The following is a 23171-nucleotide window of genomic DNA, read 5'->3' on the forward strand; positions in this document are numbered from 1 at the left end:
CATGGGTCGCAGCATCAACTACTCCGCGAGCCCCCTGCTGGCCAGCCGCACCCCGGTGTGGCGCAGCAAGTTCATCGTGGCCGCGCTGGCCGTGGCTTTCGCGGGCCTGGCCGGCCGCGCCGCCTACGTGCAGGTGTTCGGCAACGACTTCTTCCAACGCCAGGGCGAAGTGCGTTTCGCGCGCACGCTGGAACTGCCGGCCAACCGCGGCCGCGTGCTCGACCGCAACGGCCTGATCCTCGCGTCCAGCGTGGTCGCGCAAAGCATCTGGGCGATTCCCGAAGACGTGGACCGCGCCGAGCCCAAGCTGCGCCAGCTCGCCAAGCTGCTCGAGATGCCGCTGGCCGACCTGCGCAAGCGCCTGGCCGATGACGACAAGACCTTTGTCTGGATCAAGCGCCAGGTGGATGATCCGGTGGCCAAGGAGATCGCGGCGCTCGGCATCAAGGGCATCTACCAGCGCCGCGAGTACAAGCGCCAGTACCCCGAGGGCGAGGCCGCCGCACACGTGGTGGGTTTCACCAACGTGGAAGACATCGGCCAGGAGGGCGTGGAACTCGCGTTCAACCAGCAGCTGGCCGGCAAGAGCGGCTCGCGCCGCGTGATCAAGGACCGGCTCGGCCGTGTGGTCGAGGACGTGCGCGACGTGGTGCCGCCGGTGGATGGCCCCGACCTGCAGCTGTCCATCGACAGCAAGGTGCAGTACTTCGCGTACCAGAAGCTCAAGGACGCGGTGCTGGCGCACAAGGCGCACGCCGGCAGCGTGATCGTGCTCGACACGGTCTCGGGCGAGGTGCTGGCCCTGGCCAACTACCCCAGCTACAACCCCAACCGGCGCCAGAACCTGACGGGCGAGCAGCTGCGCAACCGCGTGCTCACCGACAGTTTCGAACCCGGTTCGACCATGAAGCCCTTCATCGCCGCGCTGGCGCTGGAAAAGGGCCTGGTCACGCCCAACACCCCCATCCACACCGCGCCCGGCCGCATCACCATCGGCGGCTCGACGATCAGCGATTCGCACCCGAACGACGTGCTCACCGTGTCCCAGGTGATCCAGAAGTCCAGCAACGTGGGCACGGTCAAGATGGCCATGCAAATGAGCCCACGCGAGATGTGGGAAACCTACGCGCAGGCCGGCTTCGGCCAGAAGCCGCAGGTCCCGTTCCCCGGTGCGGTCACGGGCCGCCTGCGTCCCTACAAAACGTGGCGCCCGATCGAGCAGGCCACCATGAGCTACGGCTACGGCCTGTCGGCCTCGCTGTTCCAGCTCGCGCAGGCCTACACCATCTTCGCGCGCGACGGCGAGCTGATTCCCCTGACCCTGCAGAAGTCCGACACCCAGACCGCCGGCGTGCGCGTGTTCAGCGCCAAGAACTCGATCGCCGTGCGCCAGATGCTCGGCCTGGCGGCCGGCCCGGGTGGCACCGGCTCGCGCGCCCAGACCATGGGCTACTCGGTGGGCGGCAAGAGCGGCACCGCGCACAAGCAGGAAGGCAAGGGCTACGCCGAGAAGAAGTACCGCAGCTGGTTCGTGGGCCTGGCGCCGGTGGAAGCGCCGCGCATCGTGGTCGCGGTGATGATCGACGAGCCCAGCAACGGGCAGTACTTCGGCGGCCTGGTGGCCGCGCCGGTGTTCAGCGAGACCGTGCAGCAGACCTTGCGCATCCTCGGCGTGCAGCCCGACATGAACGTAAAGCCGCAGATCGTCACCCACGTGGTGGAGGAGTCGTTCTGATGCTGCGCACCATCCAGGACCCCCAGGCCGTGGCCGACTGGCTGCGCGAGCGCGGCGTGCGTGCCCTGCACTGCGACAGCCGCCGCGTGGGCGCGGGCGATGGCTTCGTGGCCTGGCCGGGTGCGGCCACCGACGGGCGCCGCTTCGTGGCGGGCGCGCTCCAGGCGGGCGCCGTCGCGGCGCTGGTGGAGCACGAGGGCGCACCAAGCTATGGCTTCGACGACGAACGCGTGCTGGCGGTGCCAGGCCTTAAGGCCTCGGCCGGCGCGATCGCCAGCGCGTTCCACGGCACGCCGAGCGCCGCCCTCGACATGGTGGCCATCACCGGCACCAACGGCAAGACCTCCACCGCCTGGTGGACGGCGCAGCTGCTGTCCTTCTGCGCCAAACCCTGCGCGGTGATCGGCACGCTGGGCATGGGGCGCCCGCCCCAGCCCGGCCAGGCGGAACGACCGCTGGTCGCCACCGGCCTGACCACGCCCGACCCCGTCATGCTGCAGGCCGAACTGCGCCGCTTCGTCGACACCGGCCTGAAGGCCTGCGCCATCGAGGCGTCGTCCATCGGCATTGTCGAAGGCCGGCTCAACGCCACGCAACTGCGCGTGGCCGTGTTCACCAATTTCACGCAGGACCACCTCGACTTCCACGGCAGCATGGAGGCCTACTGGACCGCCAAGGCCGGGCTGTTCGACTGGCCGGACCTGGCCAGCGCGGTGGTCAACATCGACGACGCCCGCGGCGCGGACCTGGCCGCCACGCTCGCCCGCCGGGGGCTGGACCTCTGGACCGTGGCCATCGAAGCCGGCCACCACGGGCGCGCGCGCCTGTTCGCGCAGGACCTGGCCTTCACCGACAGCGGCATGGCCCTGCAGATCGGCGAGCGCGACGCGCGCGGCCGCACCCTGGCCCAGCACGCGCTGAGCCTGCCGCTGGTGGGCCGCTACAACGTGTCCAACCTGCTGTGCGTGCTGGCCAGCGCGCGCGCCCTCGGCGTGCCCCTGGCCGACGCCGTGCAGGCCTGCGCCGCGCTCACGCCCGTGCCCGGCCGCATGGAGCAGGCCGCGGTCGGCCAGCCTGGTCAGCCGCTGGTGCTGGTGGACTACGCGCACACGCCCGACGCACTCGAAAAAGCCCTGCAGGCCCTGCAACCGCTGGCGCGCCAGCGCGGCGGCGCGCTCTGGGTGGTGGTGGGTTGCGGCGGCGACCGCGATGCCGGCAAGCGCCCGCTGATGGCCGCGGCCGCCGAGCGCGAGGCGCAGCGCCCGGTGCTCACCAGCGACAACCCGCGCAGCGAAGACCCGATGGCCATCCTGCGCCAGATGGTGGCCGGCCTCTCCTCGTCGGATGCCGCACTGGTCGAACCCGACCGCGCCCAGGCCATCGCCCTGGCGGTGGCGCGAGCCGAGGCGCGCGACGTGGTGCTGATCGCCGGCAAGGGCCACGAGGACTACCAGGACGTGATGGGCGTGAAGAAACCGTTTTCCGATCTGCAGCAGGCGCGCGCCGCGCTCGCGCAGCGCCACGGACAGGGGGCCCACGCATGAAGACCCTGGGCCAGCTCCTGCCGCAGCTCGACGGCGCCCGCGTGGTCGGCCAGCCCGATCTGCCGTTCACCCGCGTGCACACCGACACCCGCAGCCTGCAGCCGGGCGACCTCTTCGTGGCGCTGAAGGGCGAGCGCTTCGACGCGCACGACTTCCTGCCGCAGGCGCGAGGGCAGGGCGCGCTGGCCGCCATCGCCCACCAGGGCCTGGCCGAGGCCGGCCTGCCCGGCGTGGAAGTGCCCGACACCCGGCGAGCGCTCGGCGAGTTGGCGCGCCGCTGGCGCGGTCAGTTCGACCTGCCGCTGATCGCCGTGACCGGCAGCAACGGCAAGACCACGGTCACGCAGATGATCGCGTCCATCCTGCGCGCCGCCGCGGGCGAGGCCGCGCACGCCACGCAGGGCAACTTCAACAACGACATCGGCGTGCCGCTCACCCTGCTGCGCATCACCGCCGCGCACCGCCTCTCGGTGGTGGAGCTGGGCATGAACCACCCGGGCGAGATCGCAGAACTCGCCGCGCTGGCGCTGCCCACGGTGGCGCTGGTCAACAACGCGCAGCGCGAGCACCTGGAATTCATGGCCACGGTGGAAGCCGTGGCGCGCGAGAACGGGCAGGTCATCCAGGCGCTGGGCGCCGATGGGGTGGCCGTGTTCCCCTCCGACGACACCTACACCCCGCTGTGGCGCGAGTTCGCCGGAGCGCGGCGGATCATCACCTTCAGCGACCGCGACGAGGCCGCCGATGTGAAGGCGCTCAAGACCGAGTGGGCCGAAGGCGCGTGGGCGCTGAGCTTCGTCTCTCCGCTGGGCGAAGCCTCGGTGCGCCTGCGCATCGCCGGCCGCCACAACGTGCGCAACGCCCTGGCGGCCACCGCCTGCGCCCTGGCCGCCGGTGTGCCGCTGGACGCCGTGGTGCGCGGCCTGGACGCATTCGAACCGGTGGGCGGGCGCTCGCGCGCCCTCGCGCTGCGCGTGAACGACCGCCACGTCACCCTGATCGACGACACCTACAACGCCAACCCCGACTCGGTGCGCGCCGCCATCGACGTGCTGGCCGAGCTGCCCGCGCCGCGCCTGCTGGTGCTGGGCGACATGGGCGAGGTCGGCGAACAGGGCCTGGCGTTCCACGACGAGGTGCTGCGCCACGCCCTGGCGCGCGGCATCGAGGCCGTGCACGTCGCGGGCGACTGGATGCGCCAGGCCAGCGCGCCCCTGCCCAAAATCATTCATTGGGTCGAAGTGCCAGCCCTGGCTGGCGCCGTCTGCGCCGCCGTGACCGACGACCGGCCGGTGTACCGCAGCGTGCTCGTCAAGGGCTCGCGCTTCATGCGCATGGAACGCGTGGTGCAGGCGCTGCTGGCGCTGGACCCCGCTCAAACAAGAGACAAGAAGGACAACGCCCATGCTGCCTAGCCTGGCCCTCTGGCTGCAAGGCCTGTCGCCCGAATTCGGATCCCTGCGGGTGTTCCAGTACCTCACCTTCCGCGCCGTGATGGCGGCCATGACCGCGCTGCTGGTCGGCCTGGTCGCGGGCCCGTACTTCATCCGGCGCCTGGCCGCGCTCAAGATCGGCCAGCCGATCCGCGAGTACGCCATGCAGACCCACCTGAGCAAGGGCGGCACGCCCACCATGGGCGGTGTGCTCATCCTGTTCTCGATCGCGCTGTCCACGCTGCTGTGGTTCGACCTCACCAACCGCTTCGTGTGGATCGTGCTGCTGGTGACCCTGGGTTTCGGTGCCATCGGCTGGGTGGACGACTGGCGCAAGGTGGTCAACAAGGACCCGGAAGGCATGCGCTCGCGCGAAAAGTACTTCTGGCAGTCGGTGATCGGCCTGGTGGCCGCGTTCTACCTGGTGTTCAGCGTGTCCGAGTCCAGCAACCTGCGCGTGCTCGAACTCTTCGTCGCCTGGGTGCGTTCGGGTTTCAGCGTGGACCTGCCGCCGCAGGCCGGCCTGCTGGTGCCCTTCTTCAAGGAAATCAGCTACCCGCTGGGCGTGTTCGGTTTCGTGATCATGACCTACCTGGTCATCGTCGGTTCGAGCAACGCCGTCAACCTCACCGACGGCCTCGACGGCCTGGCCATCATGCCGGTGGTCATGGTCGGCTCGGCGCTGGGCGTGTTCGCCTACGTCACCGGCAACACGGTGTTCGCGCGCTACCTGCTGCTGCCGCACATCCCCGGCGCGGGTGAGTTGCTGATCTTCTGCGCCGCCATGGCCGGCGCGGGCCTGGCTTTCCTGTGGTTCAACACCCACCCGGCGCAGGTGTTCATGGGCGACGTGGGCGCGCTCGCGCTGGGCGGCGCGCTGGGCACCATCGCCGTCATCGTGCGCCAGGAAATCGTGCTCGCCATCATGGGCGGCATCTTCGTGGTCGAGGCGCTGTCGGTGATGCTGCAGGTGAGCTGGTTCAAGTACACCAAGCGGCGCTACGGCACGGGCCGGCGCCTGTTCCAGATGGCGCCGCTGCACCACCACTTCGAGAAAAAGGGCTGGAAGGAGACGCAGGTCGTCGTGCGCTTCTGGATCATCACCATGCTGTTGTGCCTCGTGGGGCTGTCCACGCTCAAGCTGCGATGAATCAGCAGTCCGTTCTCATCCTCGGTCTGGGCGCCTCCGGCCTGGCCATGGCGCGCTGGTGCGTCCGCCAGGGTGCGCGCGTGACCGTGGCCGACACGCGCGAGACGCCGCCCCAGCTGGCGGTGCTGCGCGCCGAGTGCCCGGACGCGAATTTCGTGGCCGGACCATTCGACGACACGCTGCTGGCGCGCGCCGAGTGGAACCTGATCGCGCGCAGCCCGGGCCTGGCGCCCGAGATGCTGCAGGGCGTGTTCGGCTGGGCAACGGAGCGCGGCGTGGCCGTGGTCGGTGAGCTCGACCTGTTCGCCCGCGCCCTGCGCGAACTCTCGCAGCGCGCGCGCCTGCCGTACAAGCCCAAGGTGCTGGGCATCACGGGCACCAATGGCAAGACCACCGTCACCTCGCTCACCGGCCTGCTGCTGCAGCGCGCCGGCCTGAACGTGGCCGTGGCCGGCAACATCGGCCCGGCCCTGCTCGACGTGCTGTCCGCCGCGCTGGACACCGAAGCCGTGGCGCAGGCGGCCGACGACGAACGCGCGGCGGCCGAAGAAGCGCAGGCGCAGGCCGAAGCGCAGGCCCAGGTGGCCACCGAGGCCCCCGTGGCCGTCGAAGCCGAGGCGGCGCCCGAGGAAGACGCCGACGCAGAGATCGACGAGGCCGATGAAGCCGTGGTCCCGGCGGATGCCGAGGCAGAAGGCGAAGGCCCGACCCAGCTCGTGCCGCCGCCCGTGGAGCCCCCGCAGCCGGCGCACCTGCCCCAGGCCTGGGTGCTGGAACTCTCCAGCTTCCAGCTCGACGGCACCGCCGGCGGCGACTGGGACGGCGTGCCCACCGCGGCCACCGTGCTCAACCTCACCGAAGACCACTTGGACTGGCACGGCAACATGGCCGCTTACGCCCTGGCCAAGAAGGCGGTGTTCGGCGCGCAGGCCCTGATGCTGCTCAACCGCGACGACCCGCTGGTCATGGGCATGCAGCCCGGCCTGGTGACCGTGAAAGTGGGCAACCGCAACCGCCAGCAGAGCGCGCGCCCCTGGGCCAGCTTCGGCCTGGACGCGCCCACCCGCGCGGGCGACTGGGGCATCGAATCGGTCAATGGCATGGCCTGGCTGGTGCGCGCCCTGGCGCTGGACGAAACGCGCAAGCGCGGCCGTGGTGCCGAAGAAGACGAAGAGATCTATTTCCAGCGCCTCATGCCCGTGGACGCGCTGCGCATCCGTGGCCGCCACAACGCGGCCAACGCCCTGGCCGCGCTCGCGCTGGCCACGTCCACCGGCGCCGCGCTCGGTCCCATGCTGCACGGCCTGCGCGAGTACCGCGGCGAGCCGCACCGCGTGGAACCCGTGGCCATCCTCGACGAGGTCGAGTACTTCGACGACAGCAAGGGCACCAATGTGGGTGCCACGCTGGCGGCCGTGCGCGGTCTGGGCGTGGACCGCCGGCTGGTCGTCATCCTGGGTGGCGATGGCAAGGGGCAGGACTTCCTGCCGCTGGCCGAGCCGCTGGCCCGCTTCGCGCGCGCCGTGGTCTACATCGGCCGCGACGCCGGCCGCATCCGCGAGGCCGTGGGCAACGCGCTGCAGGAGGCCGGGGTGCCCCAGCTCGACGCCGCCACGCTGCCCGACGCCGTTGCGCTCTGCGCGCAGCAGGCGCGCGCGGGCGATGCGGTGCTGATGTCGCCGGCCTGCGCCAGCCTGGACATGTTCGACAACTACATGCACCGCGCCCGCGTGTTCGTGGAAGCGGTGCACGCCCTGGCCGCCGAGCAGGGCCTGAGCCTGGAGGGGGGACTGTGAAGAAGAAAACCGCCGCCGCCGCCCAGGCCAACCGCGCCCCCTGGGGCGAGCGCCTGCGCGCCGGCCTGGCCGGCCTGCTGCCACGCTTCCCGGGACGCGACCTCGCGGGCGCGCTCGCCGGAGGCTCCTCGCGCGACAACCTGCCGGTGCGACTGTCCAACCGCACCTATGCCGGCACGCGCAACGTGGCGGTGCGCGAACTCGGTTTCGACCAGCCTCTGCTGTGGGTGGTGGTGGCGCTGCTCGCCTGGGGCCTGGTGATGGTGTATTCCGCCTCCATCGCGCTGCCCGACAACCCGCGCTTCCAGAACTACGCCCACACCCACTTCGTGCTGCGGCACGGCATCTCCATGGTGATCGGCGTGATCGCGGCCATGGTGGCCTTCCAGTTCCCGCTGCGCTCGTGGGAAAAGATGGCGCCCTGGCTGTTCGCGCTGGCGCTGGTGCTGCTCGCGCTGGTGCTGCTGCCCTTCATCGGCCGGGGCGTGAACGGCGCGCGCCGCTGGATCTCGCTGGGCATCATGAACTTTCAGCCTTCCGAACTGGCCAAGCTGGCCGTGTTGCTCTACGCCGCCAGCTACATGGTGCGCAAGATGGAGGTCAAGGAACGCTTCTTCCACGCCGTGGCCCCGATGGCGGTGGCCGTGGGTGTGGTCGGCATGCTGCTGCTGGCCGAGCCCGACATGGGCGCCTTCATGGTGATCGTGGTGATCGCCATGGGCATCCTGTTCCTGGGTGGCGTGAACGCGCGCATGTTCTTCCTGATGGCGCTGGTGGTGGTGGGCGCGTTCGCGCTCATGGTCATGACCAGCGAGTTCCGCCGCCAGCGCGTCTTCGCCTACCTCGACCCCTGGAGCGTGGAGCACGCCCTGGGCAAGGGCTACCAGCTCTCGCACTCGCTGATCGCCTTCGGCCGGGGCGAGATCTTCGGCGTCGGCCTGGGCGGCAGCGTGGAGAAGCTGCACTGGCTGCCCGAGGCGCACACCGACTTCCTGCTCGCCGTGATCGGCGAGGAGTTCGGCCTGCTCGGCGTCGTGGTGCTGATCGCGCTGTTCCTCTGGCTCACGCGCCGCATCATGCACATCGGCCGTCAGGCCATCGCGCTCGACCAGGTCTTCGCCGGCCTGGTGGCACAGGGCGTGGGCCTGTGGATGGGCTTCCAGGCCTTCATCAACATCGGCGTGAACCTGGGCGCGCTGCCCACCAAGGGCCTGACGCTGCCGCTGATGAGTTACGGCGGTTCGGCCATTCTGCTGAACCTGGTGGCCATCGCGCTCGTGCTTCGCGTGGACTACGAGAACCGCCAGATGATGAAGGGAGGGCGCTCGTGACGGCTCCCTGCGCCCTCATCATGGCCGGTGGCACCGGCGGCCACATCTTCCCCGGCCTGGCCGTGGCCGAAGCCTTGCGCGAGCGCGGCTGGCGCGTGCACTGGCTGGGCGCGCCCGGCAGCATGGAAAGCCGGCTCGTGCCGCCGCGCGGCTTCGCGCTGGAGACCATCGACTTCGGTGGCGTGCGCGGCAAGGGGCTGGTCACGGTCGCGCTGCTGCCGCTGCGCCTGCTGCGCGCCTTCTGGCAGTCGCTGCAGGTGGTGCGCCGCGTCAAGCCCGACGTGGTCGTGGGCCTGGGCGGCTACATCAGCTTCCCCGGCGGCATGATGGGCGTGCTCGCCGGCAAGCCGCTGGTGCTGCACGAGCAGAACTCGGTGGCCGGCATGGCCAACCGGGTGCTGGCCGGTGTGGCCGACCGCGTGTTCACCGCCTTCCCGAACGTGTTCAAGAAGGCCGAGTGGGTGGGCAACCCCCTGCGCACGCCTTTCCTGCGCCAGGCCGCGCCGGCCGAGCGCTTCGCCGGCCGCAGTGGCCCGCTGCGCCTGCTGGTGGTGGGCGGCAGCCTGGGCGCGAAGGCGCTCAACGACGTGGTGCCGCAGGCGCTGGCGCTGCTGCCCAAGGTGCAGCAGCCGCAGGTCACGCACCAGAGCGGCGAGAAGCAGATCGACGCGCTGCGCGCCAACTACATCGCCGCCGGCATCCACGCCGAGCTCACGCCCTTCATCGACGACACCGCGCAGGCCTTCGCCGACGCCGATCTCATCGTCTGCCGCAGCGGCGCCAGCACCGTGACCGAGATCGCCGCCGTCGGCGCGGCCGCGCTGTTCGTGCCGTTCCCCTCGGCGGTGGACGACCACCAGACCACCAACGCCCGCTTCCTGGTGGATGCCGGCGCCGCCTGGCTGGTGCCCCAGACCGAACTCACCCCCCAGCGGCTCGCGCAAACCCTGCAGACCGTGCAGCGCGAGCAACTGCTGGCCATGGCCACCCAGGCCAAACAGATGCAAAAGACCGAAGCCGTGGCGGCCGTGGTGTCCGCCTGCGAGCAACTCGCGAAAGTCCCGAATCCATGAAGCACGCCATCCGTCACATCCACTTCGTCGGCATCGGCGGTGCCGGCATGAGCGGCATCGCCGAGGTGTTGCTCAACCAGGGCTACCGCATCTCCGGCAGCGACCTGGGCGAGAGCACCGTCACGCGCCGGCTGGTGGCGCTGGGCGCCCAGGTGTTCGTGGGCCACGACGCCGCGAACATCGAGGGCGCCGACGCCATCGTCACCTCGACCGCGGTGAAGGAAGACAACCCCGAGGTGGTGGCCGCGCACGCGAAACTCGTGCCGGTGGTGCCGCGCGCGGTGATGCTGGCCGAGCTGATGCGCATGAAGAAGGGCGTGGCCATCGCCGGCACGCACGGCAAGACCACCACCACCAGCCTGGTGGCCAGCGTGCTGGCCGCCGCCCAGCTGGACCCGACCTTCGTGATCGGGGGCCGCCTCAACAGCGCCGGCGCGAACGCCCAGCTGGGGTCGGGCGAGTACATCGTGGTCGAGGCCGACGAGTCCGACGCCTCCTTCCTCAACCTGCTGCCGGTGCTCTCGGTCGTCACCAACATCGACGCCGACCACATGGACACCTACGGCCACGACTTCGGCAAGCTCAAGTCCGCCTTCGTGGACTTCCTGCACAAGATGCCGTTCTACGGCGCGGCCGTGGTGTGCGTGGACGACGCGGCGATCCGCGAGATCCTGCCCCAGATCGCGCGGCCCATCACCAGCTACGGCTTCGCGGAAGACGCGCAGGTGCGCGCGATCAACGTGCGCGCGGTGAACACGCAGATGCACTTCACCGTGCAGCGCCGCAACGGCGTGGAGCTGCCCGACCTGGACGTGGTGCTCAACCTGCCCGGCAACCACAACGTGCTCAACGCCCTGGCCGCCATCGGCATCGCGGTGGAGCTGAACGTGCCCGACGAGGCCGTGCAGCAGGCGCTGGCCGAGTTCAAGGGCGTGGGTCGGCGCTTCCAGCGCTACGGCGAAGCCGCGCTGCCTTCGGGCGGCAGCTGCACCGTGGTGGACGACTACGGCCACCACCCGGTGGAGATGGCCGCCACGCTGTCGGCCGCGCGCGGTGCCTACCCGGGCCGCCGGCTGGTGCTGGCCTTCCAGCCGCACCGCTACACCCGCACGCGCGACTGCTTCGAAGACTTCGTGAAAGTCATCGGCCAGGCCGATGCCGTGCTGCTGGCCGAGGTGTACGCGGCCGGCGAAGCCCCCATCGTCGCGGCCGATGGCCGCTCGCTGGCGCGCGCGTTGCGCGTGGCCGGCAAGCTCGAACCCGTGTTCGTGGACGACATCGCCGCCATGCCGCAGGCCGTGCTCGACAACGCGCGCGACGGCGATGTGGTGCTCTGCATGGGCGCGGGCACGGTGGGCGCGGTCGCCGGTCGCGTGATCGAGCTGGCGCAGGGAGCAACCGCATGAAACAGGAGAAGGCAATGACGGTGGATGCCAGGTCGCTTGGCAAGGTGGCCGTGCTGATGGGCGGGCGCTCGGCCGAGCGCGAGGTCTCGCTCATGTCGGGCAAGGGCGTGCTGGCCGCGCTGCAATCGAAGGGCGTCGACGCGCACGCCTTCGATCCGGCCGAGCGCGAGATGGGCGAACTCAAGCGCGAAGGTTTCCAGCGCTGCTTCATCGCGCTGCACGGCCGCTTCGGTGAAGACGGCACGGTGCAGGGTGCCCTGGAGCTGATGGGCATTCCCTACACCGGCCCCGGCGTGATGGCCTCCAGCGTGGCCATGGACAAGCTCATGACCAAGCGCATCTGGATCGCCGAAGGCCTGGCCACGCCGGCCTGGCGCCAGGTGCACAGCGCCGACGAGACCCTGGCCGCGTTCAAGGCGCTGGGCTCGCCCATGATCGTCAAGCCCGTGCGCGAAGGCTCCACCATCGGCCTGACCAAGGTGACCAGCGAGGCGCAATGCGCCGCCGCCTACGAACTCGCTGCCAGGCTGGACCCGCTGGTGATGTGCGAGCAGTTCATCGCGGGCGACGAGGTCACCTGCCCGGTGCTGGGCACGGGCGCCGACGCAAGAGCCCTGCCGGTGATCCGCATCGTCGCGCCCGAAGGCAACTACGACTACCAGAACAAGTACTTCACCGACGACACCAAGTACCTCGTGCCCTGCGGCCTGCCCGAAGGTGAAGAGGCCGCCATCCAGGCGCTGGTGCTCAAGGCCTACCTCACGCTGGACTGCCGTGGCTGGTCGCGCGCCGACGTGATGATCGACGCCAAGACCCGCAAGCCCTGGCTGCTCGAGATCAACACCTCGCCCGGCATGACCGGCCACTCGCTGGTGCCGATGTCGGCCAAGGCGGCCGGCCTGTCGTACGAAGACCTGTGCGTGGCGCTGCTGGCCACCGCCTCGCTGGACCACGCGGCCTGAGCCCCGGAACACCACCATGCCCAGCACCGAACTGCCCTTGGACGTCAAGCTCATGACCGTGGTCACGCACGTCCTGGTCGCGGTGTTCGCCGTGCTGAGCCTGGGCCTGTTCACCACCTGGCTGGTGCGCCACCCGATCTGGTCGGTCAAGGCCATCGCCGTGCATGGCGACGTGGCGCACCAGAACGCCGTGACCTTCCGCGCCCAACTCTCGTCGCAGATGAAGACGCGCCTGAACGGCAGCTTCCTCACCGTGGACCTGCAGCAGGTGCGCCAGCTGTTCGAGTCCGTGCCCTGGGTGCGCAAGGCCGTGGTGCAGCGCGAGTTCCCCAACCGCCTGCGCGTGACGCTGGAAGAGCACCAGGCCGTGGCCTGGTGGGGCGAGTCGGGTTCGGGCCAATTGGTCAATCGCCTGGGCGAGGTGTTCGATGCCAGCCCCGACGACAGCGATGGCCTGCCCGAACTGGCCGGCCCGGTCGAGAAGTCGGCCCAGGTGTGGTCGCTCTACCAGCTGCTGCAAACCGAACTCGGCCGCCTCGACCTGGGCCTGGAGCGGCTCGAACTCACCGAGCGCGGCACCTGGCGCGCCAAGCTCGACAGCGGCGCCCAGGTGGAGCTGGGCCGCGGCACGCCCGACGAACTGCTGGCGCGCACGCGCCGCTTCACCGGCACGCTGGCGCAGCTCACCGAACGTTACGCGGGCGCGGTTCAGTCCGTGGACCTGCGCTACCCCAATGGCTACGCGCTGCGCCTGCGCGGCGTGACCACCGTGACCGACACGCCGGCTGGCGGATCTCAAAACCGAAGGTAATCAAGAAGCAATCATGGCCAAGGAATACAAGGATTTGGTGGTCGGACTCGACATCGGCACCGCCAAGATCATGGTGGTGGTCGCCGAGGTCCAGTCCAACGGCGAACTCAAGCTCGCGGGCCTGGGCGTGTCGGCCAGCCACGGCCTCAAGCGCGGCGTGGTGGTCAACATCGACGCCACGGTGCAGAGCATCCAGCAGGCCTTGAAAGAAGCCGAGCTGATGGCCGACTGCCGCATCGCGCGCGTCTACACCGGCATCACCGGCAGCCACATCCGCGGCATCAACTCCAGCGGCATGGTGGCCATCAAGGACCGCGAGGTCAGCGCCACCGACGTGGCGCGCGTGATCGAGACCGCCAAGGCGATCAACATCTCCACCGACCAGCGCCTGCTGCTGGTGGAGCCGCAGGAGTTCGTGATCGACGGCCAGGAGGTGAAAGAGCCGATCGGCATGAGCGGCATCCGCCTGGAAGCCAAGGTGCACATCGTCACCGGCGCGCAGAGCGCGGCCGAAAACATCATCAAGTGCGTGCGCCGCTGCGGCCTGGAAGTGGACCAGCTCATGCTCAACCCGCTGGCGTCCAGCCAGGCCATCCTGACCGACGACGAGAAGGAACTCGGCGTGGCGCTGGTGGACATCGGCGCGGGCACGACCGACGTGGCGATCTTCTCGGGCGGCGCGATCCGCCACACGGCGGTCATCCCGATCGCGGGCGACCTGATCACCAGCGACATCGCCATGGCCCTGCGCACGCCGACCAAGGACGCCGAAGACATCAAGGTGGAAAGCGGCTGCGCCAAGCAGCTGCTGGCCGATCCGGACACGCAGGTGGAAGTGCCCGGCCTGGGCGATCGCGGCCCGCGCATGCTCAGCCGCCAGGCGCTGGCCGGCGTGATCGAGCCGCGCGTGGAGGAAATCTTCTCGCTGGTGCAGCAGGTGCTGCGCGACTCCGGCCATGAAGAGATGCTGTCGTCGGGCATCGTGCTCACCGGCGGCAGCGCGGTGATGCCGGGCATGGTCGAACTGGGCGAGGACATCTTCCTCAAGCCCGTGCGCCGCGGCATCCCGAACTACACCAGCGCCCTGTCCGACATGGTTGCGCAGACGCGCGCGGCCACGGTGATGGGCCTGCTCGAGGAAGCGCGCCTGGCGCGCGTGCGCGGGCACAAGGTGGCGCAGAAAGCGGGCTCGATGCAAGGCGCACTCGAGCGGGTCAAAAACTGGTTTGTGGGGACCTTCTGATGAACAACGCGAACACGCTGTCTTCGAGCCCGGCCCTCACGCCGGCCAATGCCATGAGCCTGGAACGCCACCAGCGAGGGCGGTGCACCGAATGCACCGGGCCGCCTGGATGAGCCCTCGCCATTCCCCGATTTCGCAGATTTTTTGTATTGACAGATTGCCCGGCGACACCGTTCCAAGGGCCACAAAAGGAGCTTCCAAATGAGCATCGAAATGATCGAAGTTGAAGAATTCAACCAGGGCACCCAGATCAAGGTCATCGGCGTGGGCGGCGGCGGCGGCAACGCGGTCGAGCACATGATCTCGCGCAGCGTGCAGGGCGTGGAATTCATCTGCGCCAACACCGACGCGCAATCGCTCACGCGCAGCGCCGCGCACAAGACCATCCAGCTCGGCACCAGCGGCCTGGGCGCGGGCAGCAAGCCCGAGAAGGGCCGTGACGCGGCCGAAGTCGCGGTGGACGACATCCGCGAAGCCATCGCGGGCGCGCACATGCTGTTCATCACCGCCGGCATGGGCGGCGGCACCGGCACCGGCGCGGCCCCCGTGATCGCCCGCGTGGCCAAGGAAATGGGCATCCTCACCGTCGGCGTGGTCACCAAGCCGTTCGACTGGGAAGGTGGCCGCCGCATGACCAACGCCGACAGCGGCCTGGCCGAGCTCGAAGCCAACGTGGATTCGCTGATCGTGGTGCTCAACGAGAAGCTGCTGGAAGTGCTGGGTGACGACGTCACGCAGGACGAGGCTTTCGCGCACGCCAACGACGTGCTCAAGAACGCCGTGGGCGGCATTGCCGAGATCATCAACGAGTACGGCAACGTGAACGTCGACTTCGAGGACGTGCGCACCGTGATGGGCGAACCCGGCAAGGCCATGATGGGCACGGCCGTGGCCGCCGGCCCGGACCGCGCGCGCATCGCCGCCGAGCAGGCCGTGGCCTGCCCGCTGCTGGAAGGCATCGACCTGTCGGGCGCCAAGGGCGTGCTGGTGCTGGTGACGGCGGCCAAGGGTTCGCTCAAGCTGTCGGAGTCCAAGCTGGCGATGAACACGATCCGCGCCTACGCTTCGCCGGAAGCGCACGTGATCTACGGTGCCGCTTACGACGACGCCCTGGGCGACGAGATGCGCGTGACGGTGGTGGCGACGGGCCTGTCGCGCCAGGGTGTGCGCCGCACGGCGCCTCCGCTGCAGGTGCTGCGCACCGGTACGGACAACGTGCCGTTCAATGTGCCGACCGTGAACGCCGCTGTGGGCGGCCCGGGTGCTGCGCAGCCGGACTACAACTCCATGGCGGTGCCCAGCGTCTGGCGCACCAACCGCACCCAGGCCGCGGCCAAGGTGGATGCGCTGGCTTCCGGCGGCATGGACGATTTCGAGATTCCTGCTTTCCTGCGCAAGCAGGCGGACTGAGTCTCTTCCCCGGGTTTTCTTGCCTGCACCTCGCGGGCTCGTGGACCCCGGGCGCTCTGCTCCGCGGGTGTCCCCCGGACCGGCTTCGCCGGTCCGGGGGACACCCGCGGACCGGCTTCGCCGGTCCTCCTCCTTTACCCCGCTGCGCAGAACGCCCGGGGTCCACGAGATGAAGAAGCGTTTGTTTGCCAGCGGTTCTCTTGCACGTAGGTCAGCGGTGATCGGGGTGGCCGGCGCAGCGGGGTAAAGGAGGAGCCCGTGGCGCAGCCACGGGCGGGGGACACCCGCGGAGCCGGTCACCCCGGTCGCCGCTGACCGTCTCAGCCGGAGAAAAACGGAGAAAAGCCTTCCCTATCAAGGCCATCAGCTTTCTAAACCATGTTCTGGCGCCCGGAAAACTACAATTCAAGGATGCTTGCCCAACGCACCCTCAAATCCCTGACCAAGGCCGTCGGTGTCGGCCTGCACAGCGGTCAGCGGGTGGAGCTGACACTGCGGCCGGCCGCGCCCGACACGGGCATCGTGTTCCGCCGGGTCGACCTGTCCGCGCCGGTGGAGATCCCGGTCAATGCCATGGCGGTGTCCGACACCCGCCTGGCCTCCACCATCTCCAACGGCGGCGTCAAGGTGCACACCATCGAGCACCTCATGAGCGCCTGCGCCGGCCTCGGTCTGGACAACCTCTACGTCGACATCACGGCCGAAGAAGTGCCCATCCTCGACGGTTCCTCGGCCTCCTTCGTCTACCTGCTGCAAAGCGCCGGCATCGTGATGCAGAACGCGCCCAAGCGCTTCATCCGCGTCACCAAACCGGTGGAAGTGCGCGAAGGCGACGGCCGCACGCTCAAGTGGGCGCGGCTCGACCCCTTCCACGGCTACAAGCTGGCGTTCGAGATCGAGTTCAACCACCCGGCCGTGAACTCCACCGGCCAGCGCGTGGAGTTCGACTTCGGCAGCGGCCAGTACGCGCGCGAGATCGCCCGCGCCCGCACCTTCGGTTTCACGCGCGACGTGGAAATGATGCGCTCCAACGGCTTGGCCATGGGCGGCGGGCTGGACAACGCCATCGTGATGGACGACGTGAAAGTGCTCAACGCCGACGGCCTGCGCTACCAGGACGAGTTCGTCAAGCACAAGATCCTCGACGCCATGGGCGACCTCTACATCGTGGGCAAACCGCTGCTGGCCGCCTACAGCGCCTTCCGCAGCGGCCACGCGATGAACAACCAGCTGCTGCGCGCCCTGCTGGACCAGCCCGACGCCTACGAGATCGTGAGCTTCGAACACGAGCGCGAAGCTCCGCGCGGCTTCGCCCAGCTCGCACCGGCCTGGTAGGCGCCGCCGCCACCACCCCTCATGCTGCTGTTCCGCTGGACCGTGATGTTGCTGCTGCTGGCAGCGGGCGTGTGTTTTGCCTTCTACATCGGCACCGGCCAGGCACGTTACCGCACCTGGGGCATCGTGATCCTGAAGTGGACCGTCATCGCGGCCCTGGGATTCTTCGGCGTGCTCGTGCTGGAGCGCCTGCTCTAGCCAGACCGCCGTTCAGTCAGTGCGATGGCGGCTCGGTCACCGGCCGCACGAAGGCGCTGAAGAGCTGCAGCTCGCTGGTGTGGATCAGGCCGATCTTCATCTCCACTTCCATCTCGCGACCCTGCCGGTCCACCACCGTGCGCCGCAGCAGCCGGCCCGTGAACGGGGCCTTGCCGGTGGTGTGGAAATGCGCCAGCGCCTTCACGAAAGCGATGTGGTAACGCTCGGGCAGGATGGTGTCGGCCAGCGATTCGCCGCGCACCTCCTGGCGCTTCCAGCCGAACAGGGTTTCGGCCGCGGCGTTCCAGTCGGTGATGCAACCGTCGAAATCGATGCCGATGAAGGCTTCCTGCGCGCTGTCGATCACGGTCTGCACACGCTCTTCGTTGGCGCGCAGGTCGTCCACCGTCTCGCGCAACTCGGCGGTGCGCTCGCTCACGCGCCGCTCCAGCGCGGCATGGTTCTGGCGCAGCGCCGCCTCGTTGGCCTGCAGGCCCTTCACCAGGGAGTTGAAGGCATTGCCCAGCATGGCCACCTCGCGGTAGGCCGCGGTGGTGGGCGCCTTCACCGCGTAGCCGGCCTCGATGCCGCGCGCCACGTCGGTCAGGTCGAGCAGGGGCCGGGTGATCAGGCGCGCCACCAGCCAGCCCAGCAGGGAAAACAGCAGTGCCGCCGCGATGCCGCCGAGCAGCATGCGCCGGTGCAGCTGGTTCACCGGGGCGTAGGCCTCGTCCAGCGTCTGCCGCACCAGCACGCGCCAGCCCAGGCCGGCGTAGGTGTCGAAGCCGTTGTCGCGCGTGTGGCCCACGAGGTAGGTCTGGCCATCGGGCCACGTTTCCGTCGCATGCCCCGATTCGCCGCGCCCCGCGGCTTCCACGCTCGGCACCTTCAGCACCGTGCCTTGCAGGTCCTTGGGGCCGAGCAGCACAGCGCCGGTGGTCGAGACGATCAGCAGGTCGACGCTGCGGTGGCGGCTCACGGGGGTGAAGATCGCGTCCTGGATCTCGCTGGCCCAGTTCCACGACAGGTGCACGCCCAGCACGCCCGTGGTCTGGCCGGCCGCGTCGGTGAGCGGAAAGGCGATGTCGACGAAGCGCATCGGCTCGCTGCCCGGCGTGCCCAGCAGCTGGGCGAGCAGCACGGCATCGTGCACGTCGCCCATGGGGTGGCCGTCCATGGCGTTGCGGAACCAGGGGCGCGCCGACACATCCACGCCTTCGAGCATGCCGCGCGTGGCGGTGCGCACCACGCCCGCGGTGTCGGTCACGCCGATCCAGGCGTAGTGCGGGTAGCTCTTCTGCAGGGCCTCGATCTCGCCGCGGACCGCGCCGAAGTCGGTGTGGCCGCTCAGGCGTTGGGCGATCAGGCGCACCTCGCGGTAGCGCTCGAACATGGACCGGTCCAGCCGGCTCGCGGTCTGCTGCGCCAGCTCGGTCAGGTTGGCGCCGATGGCCTCGCGCACCTGGTTGCTCGCGGCGCGGTCGCTGAACAGCGTCAGGCTCAAGGTGAGCAACAGCGACAGGACCGTGAATGCGATGGCGAGCCAGGCCCCCAGGCTGAAACGGCGCAACGGCGAAGAACCCTCCATGCCCATCAATACACCCGGCCGGCCTTGTAGGTGGCGTGGGTGCGAGCCTGTTGGGTGGAGACCTTGTTGATCGCCGCCAGGGTGCGGCTCACCTGGGCGTGGGTGATGGCCAGGCCGAGCGCGTCGGCCGCGTCCTTGCCGGGCAGGCCGGGCAGGCGCAGCAGGCGCTTGACCATTTCCTGCATCTGCGGCTTGCCGGCCCGGCCGTTGCCGGCCACGGCCTTCTTCAACTGCAGCGCGGTGTACTCGGCAACCTCCAGCTTGTTGGCCACGAGGGCCGTGAGGCAGGCGCCACGTGCCTGGCCCAGCAGCAGCGTGGCCTGGGGGTTGACGTTGACGAACACGATTTCACAGACCGACATCTGGGGCTGGTAGCGCGCCACCACCTCGGTGATGCCGTCGAACAGGATCTTGAGCCGCTCGGGCAGCAGGGCGCCGTCCTTCGGGCTGGTCTGGATGGTGCCGCTGGCCACATAGTGCAGGGCAGCGCCTTCGGTGTCGATCACGCCGAAGCCGGTGCATTGCAGGCCGGGGTCGATGCCGAGGATGCGCATGGTGGAAGGTCTCAAAGGTCGAAGGTCCAGCGCACCGAATGGAAGAACACGGGCGCGGCGAAGCACAGGGCGTCCACGCGGTCGAGCAGGCCGCTGGCACCGGTGACCGAGCGGCCCGCCAAGCCCCAGTGGGTCACGCCGCGGTCGCGCTTGATGGCCTTCATGACCAGGTGGCCGAAGCTGCCGGCCACACAGGCCACCAGGGCCATGGCCAGCGCGGGCAGGGGCTTGAAGGGCGTGAAGCCGGAGAGCACGGCGCCCAGCAGGCCGCCGGCGACCAGGCCCAGGGCCCAGCTGCGCCAGTGGAAGCTGCCGCTGATGGCGGGGGCCACCGGCCGGCGCAGGCCGCGCGCGGCCAGGTGCTGCACCAGCATGCAGGTTTGCACCACCAGCACCAGGAAGAACACCAGGAACGCGGTCTTGCCGACGAAGCCGGGGAAGCTGAGCAGCAGCAGGGCGGGCACGTGGCTCATGCCGTACACGCAGACCATGATGCCCCACTGCAGCTTGGCGTTGCGCTCGAGGAAACGCTGCGGGTCGTTGCCCAGCGCGCTCACCACGGGAATCGCGAGGAACACGTAGACCGGGATGAACACGGTGAACAGGTTGAAGCGTTCCGTCCAGACCAGCGCGTACTGCAGCGGCAGCACGATGAAGAAGGCCAGCACCAGGCTGCGGTGGTCGCCCCGGCGCGTGGGCGAGAGGCTGATGAACTCGCGCAGGATGAAGAACGAGACCAGGCCGAACAGCACGATAGCGAAGCCCTCGCCCATGACCCAGCCGACCCAGAACACCAGCATCATCATCCAGGAGCTGCGCAGCAGCGCCTGGTTGTCCTGCATGCGCAGCGCGCGTTCGCCGCTGGCGTCGTCGTCGCCTGAGCGGCGCTCGCGCAGCGACAGCAGCACGCCCACGCCGCTGGCGATGATCAGCAGGCCGAACAGCACCACGAAGACGAGGCTGACCTGCTGGTCGGGGGTGAGGCTGCGAAGGAAGGAGCCCATCAGACCGTCCGCCGGGCCGCCCCAAGGGCGGTCTGCGCCCCCTTGGGGGGCAATGAGTACATGAAATGACGAGTGTGGGGGCTCATGTTCTTAGACGTCCCGAAGGGCCATGACGGCCTCGCGGGCCCGTTTCAGGAAATCGGCGCGCGGTTCCTCGGCGCCCAGCACCAGCGGTTCGCCGAAGGTCACCGAGCACAGCACCGGCACCGGCACCACCTCGCCCTTGGGAATCACGCGCTGCACGTTGTGGATCCAGGCCGGCACCAGCACCACGCCGGGAAAGCGCTGCGCCAGGTTGTACAGGCCCGACTTGAAGGGCTGCGGGTCTTCCTCGTGGCCGCGTGTGCCCTCGGGAAAGAGGATCAGCGAGTCGCCGCTCTCCAGCGCCTGCACCAGCGGCGCCAGTGGGTCTTCGTCGCCCTTGCGCTCGCGCTCCACGTACACGGCGTTGAACACCTCGGTGGTGATCCAGCGCTTGAAGTTCGACGCGGTCCAGTAGTCCTTGGCCGCGATCGGGCGCGTGATGCTGCGCAGCTCCTGCGGCAGCGCGGCCCAGATCAGCACGAGGTCGGCGTGGCTCTGGTGGTTGGCGAAATAGATGCGCTGCTCGGCCTTGGGCGGGCAGCCGTGCCAGCGCGCCTGCGCGCCGGTGAGCAGGCGCACCAGGCCGAGCAGGAACACGCTCATGAAGGTGGCACGAAGGTTCATGGCAGCACGACCCCACCCATGCGCGCGACGATGGTGCCGGTGCGCCGCGCGAGGTAGGCCGATCCCTGCCGCGCCTCGAAGAACTTGGGCGAGGGCAGCATCACCGCCAGACGCGCCGCCTCGTGCGGGCTGAGCTTGCTGGCCGGCTTGTTGAAGTAGCGCTGCGAGGCGGCCTCGGCGCCGAAGATGCCTTCGCCCCACTCCACGCTGTTGAGGTAGATCTCCAGGATGCGGCGCTTGTCGAGCAGGGCTTCGAGCATCAGCGTAAGCACCAGCTCCTGGCCCTTGCGCAGCAGCTGGCGTTCGCCGGAGAGCAGCAGGTTTTTCGCGAGTTGCTGCGTGATGGTGGAGCCGCCGACCACCTTGGGCTCGCGCGCGGGCTGGGCGGGCTGGCGCGCGGCGCGTTTTTCGGCCAGCTGCTGGCGGCGCTCGTTCTTCTGCCAGGCGCCTTCGATCGCGCCCCAGTCCACGCCCCGGTGGTCGGTGAAGCCGGCGTCTTCGGAGGCGATCACGGCGCGCTTGAGGTGCGGGCTGATCTGGGCATCGGGCACCCAGTGGTGCGACCAGCGCCAACCCTTGTCGCTCTGCAGGCTGGCGCCCGCGATGCGCCAGGCCTCGGAGCGCATGAAGGCGGTGCTGGTGGGATCGACCGCGACCATGAGCGCGATGCGCGCCAGAAAGAACAGCTGCAGGGCCAGCCCGGCGAGGACCAGCCACAGCAACCAGCGTCCGAGGGACCTCATGCGGTGTGGAAGGGCCTGTTCACACTATTTTTCCAAGTGCGAATGGGTTGAAAACAGCGCCAATCGAGGCGCGCGACGACGGCCAGACCGGGTGTCTGGCCTAGGAGTGCAACGAAGAGTGGCGCTGTTTTCAACCCATTCCCTTCGGGTTGCGGCCAACAAGGCCATGCGCGGCGTTGCGGAGCCTTGCCGGGGGAATGCCCCGGCTGCGTTTCGCGCCTTGCGCATGGCCTTTTTGATCCGCAACGCATCTTGGAAAAATAGTGTGAACAGGCCCTATTGCCCGGAGAGCTGGGTCTGCAGCGTCTCGTCGCGCGTGAAGCGGAAGCGCGAGACGACCACGATCTGGTCGGCCTGGCGGCGCATGGCTTCGTTGAAGCGGCCGAACGAGAGGCTGCGCACGATGGCCTGGGCTCGGCGGTCGAGCTGGCTGATGCCCGAGGGCTGCACCACCTCGGTGTCGAGCACGGCGCCGTTGTGGTTGACCGTGATGGTCATGGTGAGTTCGCCGTAGAGCTTGCGGCCGCCGACTTCGGGGAAGTTGGTGGTGCCCCGGTCCTCGATCTTGCGGCGCAGCTCGTCGTAGTAGATGGCGTAGACCGCCTCGCGCGTGGCCGGGCTGATGTAGCGCTTCTTGGGCCGCGCGTTTTCTTCGTTGATGCGCTTTTCGATCTCGGCCAGGATCTTCACCAGCGCGCGGCGCTTCTGCTCGCGCTCCGACGAGGCCTGGCTGGGGTTGACCGACTCGGGGTCGGGTGGCGGCATCTTGGCGAGCTCGCGGCGCACCTGGGCCAGCAGGCGGTTCTGCTGCTCGCGCAGCATCTCGATCGTGCGCTCGTCTTCTTCGTGCGCGTCGCCGATGCGGGCCACCGTGGCGGGTGGCAGGGGCGAGGTGGCGCGGCCGCGTTCGGCCTCGCCACCGCCGGCCAGCGAGGTCTGCGCGATGGCCGTGGCCTTGTCGGGCCGCTCGTTGCCGCGCGCGTTGACGAGGATGACTTCCAGCGGCGTGTCCTGGAACACGCGGTTGAAACGCTCGGGGTCCACGAAGCGCACCGTGAGCAGCGCGGCGTGCACGGCCACCGACACCCCCAGCGCCAGTTGCAGCGTGCTCAGCTTCTTGAAAAGGGACAGGGCGGACGGCTTCACG

At 69.3% G+C, this 23171-nt stretch carries 20 protein-coding genes; 14 read left to right on the forward strand and 6 right to left on the reverse strand.

Translation table 11 applies throughout. From position 1 onward, the window contains the following. The first annotated feature begins 1 nt into the window (after nt 1). The 14 genes from AC1Q9M_RS13370 to AC1Q9M_RS13435 all read left to right on the forward strand — a co-directional run bounded on the left by AC1Q9M_RS13370 (nt 2) and on the right by AC1Q9M_RS13435 (nt 17427). Nucleotides 2-1735: a peptidoglycan D,D-transpeptidase FtsI family protein gene (locus AC1Q9M_RS13370; protein ID WP_382154559.1), complete on the forward strand. Its 1734-nt coding sequence runs from the start codon at nt 2-4 to the stop codon at nt 1733-1735. After that, the gene (locus AC1Q9M_RS13375) at nt 1735-3279 is read left to right on the forward strand and encodes a UDP-N-acetylmuramoyl-L-alanyl-D-glutamate--2,6-diaminopimelate ligase (protein WP_492434228.1); all 1545 of its coding nucleotides are present in this window, start codon (nt 1735-1737) and stop codon (nt 3277-3279) included. The genes AC1Q9M_RS13370 and AC1Q9M_RS13375 overlap by 1 nt, the downstream gene beginning before the upstream one ends. Beyond that, nucleotides 3276-4694, forward strand: a complete 1419-nt coding sequence (locus tag AC1Q9M_RS13380; RefSeq protein WP_382321743.1) for a UDP-N-acetylmuramoyl-tripeptide--D-alanyl-D-alanine ligase — start codon at nt 3276-3278, stop codon at nt 4692-4694. The genes AC1Q9M_RS13375 and AC1Q9M_RS13380 overlap by 4 nt, the downstream gene beginning before the upstream one ends. Further along, a complete protein-coding gene (gene mraY / locus AC1Q9M_RS13385; RefSeq protein WP_382154568.1) occupies nt 4684-5862 on the forward strand; it encodes a phospho-N-acetylmuramoyl-pentapeptide-transferase in 1179 nt (392 codons plus the stop codon). The genes AC1Q9M_RS13380 and mraY overlap by 11 nt, the downstream gene beginning before the upstream one ends. Further along, nucleotides 5859-7658, forward strand: coding sequence for a UDP-N-acetylmuramoyl-L-alanine--D-glutamate ligase (gene murD / locus AC1Q9M_RS13390; protein ID WP_492434231.1), 1800 nt, complete (start codon nt 5859-5861; stop codon nt 7656-7658). Before mraY ends, murD begins: the two co-directional genes overlap by 4 nt. A 65-nt stretch (nt 7659-7723) precedes the next feature. After that, on the forward strand, nt 7724-8989 hold the full coding sequence (ftsW, locus tag AC1Q9M_RS13395; RefSeq protein WP_382325722.1) for a putative lipid II flippase FtsW: 1266 nt from the start codon (nt 7724-7726) through the stop codon (nt 8987-8989). Further along, the gene (gene murG / locus AC1Q9M_RS13400) at nt 8986-10062 is read left to right on the forward strand and encodes an undecaprenyldiphospho-muramoylpentapeptide beta-N-acetylglucosaminyltransferase (RefSeq protein ID WP_444687334.1); all 1077 of its coding nucleotides are present in this window, start codon (nt 8986-8988) and stop codon (nt 10060-10062) included. Before ftsW ends, murG begins: the two co-directional genes overlap by 4 nt. Next, complete coding sequence (gene murC, locus AC1Q9M_RS13405; protein WP_444687333.1) at nt 10059-11468, forward strand: UDP-N-acetylmuramate--L-alanine ligase; 1410 nt, start codon at nt 10059-10061, stop codon at nt 11466-11468. The genes murG and murC overlap by 4 nt, the downstream gene beginning before the upstream one ends. Continuing rightward, on the forward strand, nt 11465-12430 hold the full coding sequence (locus tag AC1Q9M_RS13410) for a D-alanine--D-alanine ligase (protein ID WP_444687332.1): 966 nt from the start codon (nt 11465-11467) through the stop codon (nt 12428-12430). Before murC ends, AC1Q9M_RS13410 begins: the two co-directional genes overlap by 4 nt. 16 nt (nt 12431-12446) lie before the next feature. Further along, nucleotides 12447-13241: a cell division protein FtsQ/DivIB gene (locus tag AC1Q9M_RS13415; protein WP_382321732.1), complete on the forward strand. Its 795-nt coding sequence runs from the start codon at nt 12447-12449 to the stop codon at nt 13239-13241. A 13-nt stretch (nt 13242-13254) separates the two neighbouring features. Then, nucleotides 13255-14484 carry a cell division protein FtsA gene (gene ftsA / locus AC1Q9M_RS13420; protein WP_291118114.1) on the forward strand — a complete coding sequence of 410 codons (1230 nt, stop codon included), beginning with the start codon at nt 13255-13257 and terminating at the stop codon, nt 14482-14484. Between the two features lie 201 nt (nt 14485-14685). Further along, nucleotides 14686-15894, forward strand: a complete 1209-nt coding sequence (ftsZ, locus tag AC1Q9M_RS13425) for a cell division protein FtsZ (protein WP_444687330.1) — start codon at nt 14686-14688, stop codon at nt 15892-15894. A gap of 411 nt (nt 15895-16305) precedes the next feature. After that, nucleotides 16306-17229 carry a UDP-3-O-acyl-N-acetylglucosamine deacetylase gene (gene lpxC, locus AC1Q9M_RS13430; RefSeq protein ID WP_382321729.1) on the forward strand — a complete coding sequence of 308 codons (924 nt, stop codon included), beginning with the start codon at nt 16306-16308 and terminating at the stop codon, nt 17227-17229. Between the two features lie 21 nt (nt 17230-17250). Continuing rightward, a complete protein-coding gene (locus tag AC1Q9M_RS13435) occupies nt 17251-17427 on the forward strand; it encodes a hypothetical protein (RefSeq protein ID WP_291119276.1) in 177 nt (58 codons plus the stop codon). A gap of 16 nt (nt 17428-17443) precedes the next feature. Here the strand turns inward: AC1Q9M_RS13435 and AC1Q9M_RS13440 are convergent, their stop codons facing one another. From AC1Q9M_RS13440 to AC1Q9M_RS13465, 6 genes are all read right to left on the reverse strand, one after another. Beyond that, nucleotides 17444-19015 carry a PAS domain-containing protein gene (locus AC1Q9M_RS13440; protein WP_444687329.1) on the reverse strand — a complete coding sequence of 524 codons (1572 nt, stop codon included), beginning with the start codon at nt 19013-19015 and terminating at the stop codon, nt 17444-17446. Nucleotides 19016-19020: 5 nt separating this feature from the next. Continuing rightward, nucleotides 19021-19569: a crossover junction endodeoxyribonuclease RuvC gene (gene ruvC, locus AC1Q9M_RS13445; RefSeq protein WP_291119282.1), complete on the reverse strand. Its 549-nt coding sequence runs from the start codon at nt 19567-19569 to the stop codon at nt 19021-19023. 11 nt (nt 19570-19580) lie between these two features. Beyond that, nucleotides 19581-20573 (reverse strand): phosphatidate cytidylyltransferase, encoded by a 993-nt coding sequence (locus tag AC1Q9M_RS13450; RefSeq protein WP_492434237.1) that lies wholly within the window; start codon nt 20571-20573, stop codon nt 19581-19583. 90 nt (nt 20574-20663) lie between these two features. Next, complete coding sequence (locus tag AC1Q9M_RS13455) at nt 20664-21281, reverse strand: lysophospholipid acyltransferase family protein (protein WP_382321718.1); 618 nt, start codon at nt 21279-21281, stop codon at nt 20664-20666. Beyond that, a complete protein-coding gene (mtgA, locus tag AC1Q9M_RS13460) occupies nt 21278-22024 on the reverse strand; it encodes a monofunctional biosynthetic peptidoglycan transglycosylase (RefSeq protein ID WP_492434239.1) in 747 nt (248 codons plus the stop codon). The genes AC1Q9M_RS13455 and mtgA overlap by 4 nt, the downstream gene beginning before the upstream one ends. A gap of 276 nt (nt 22025-22300) precedes the next feature. After that, complete coding sequence (locus AC1Q9M_RS13465; RefSeq protein ID WP_492434241.1) at nt 22301-23170, reverse strand: energy transducer TonB; 870 nt, start codon at nt 23168-23170, stop codon at nt 22301-22303. Between the last annotated feature and the right edge of the window lies 1 nt (nt 23171).

The organism is Hydrogenophaga sp. GW823-FHT04C09 (genome assembly GCF_058796355.1).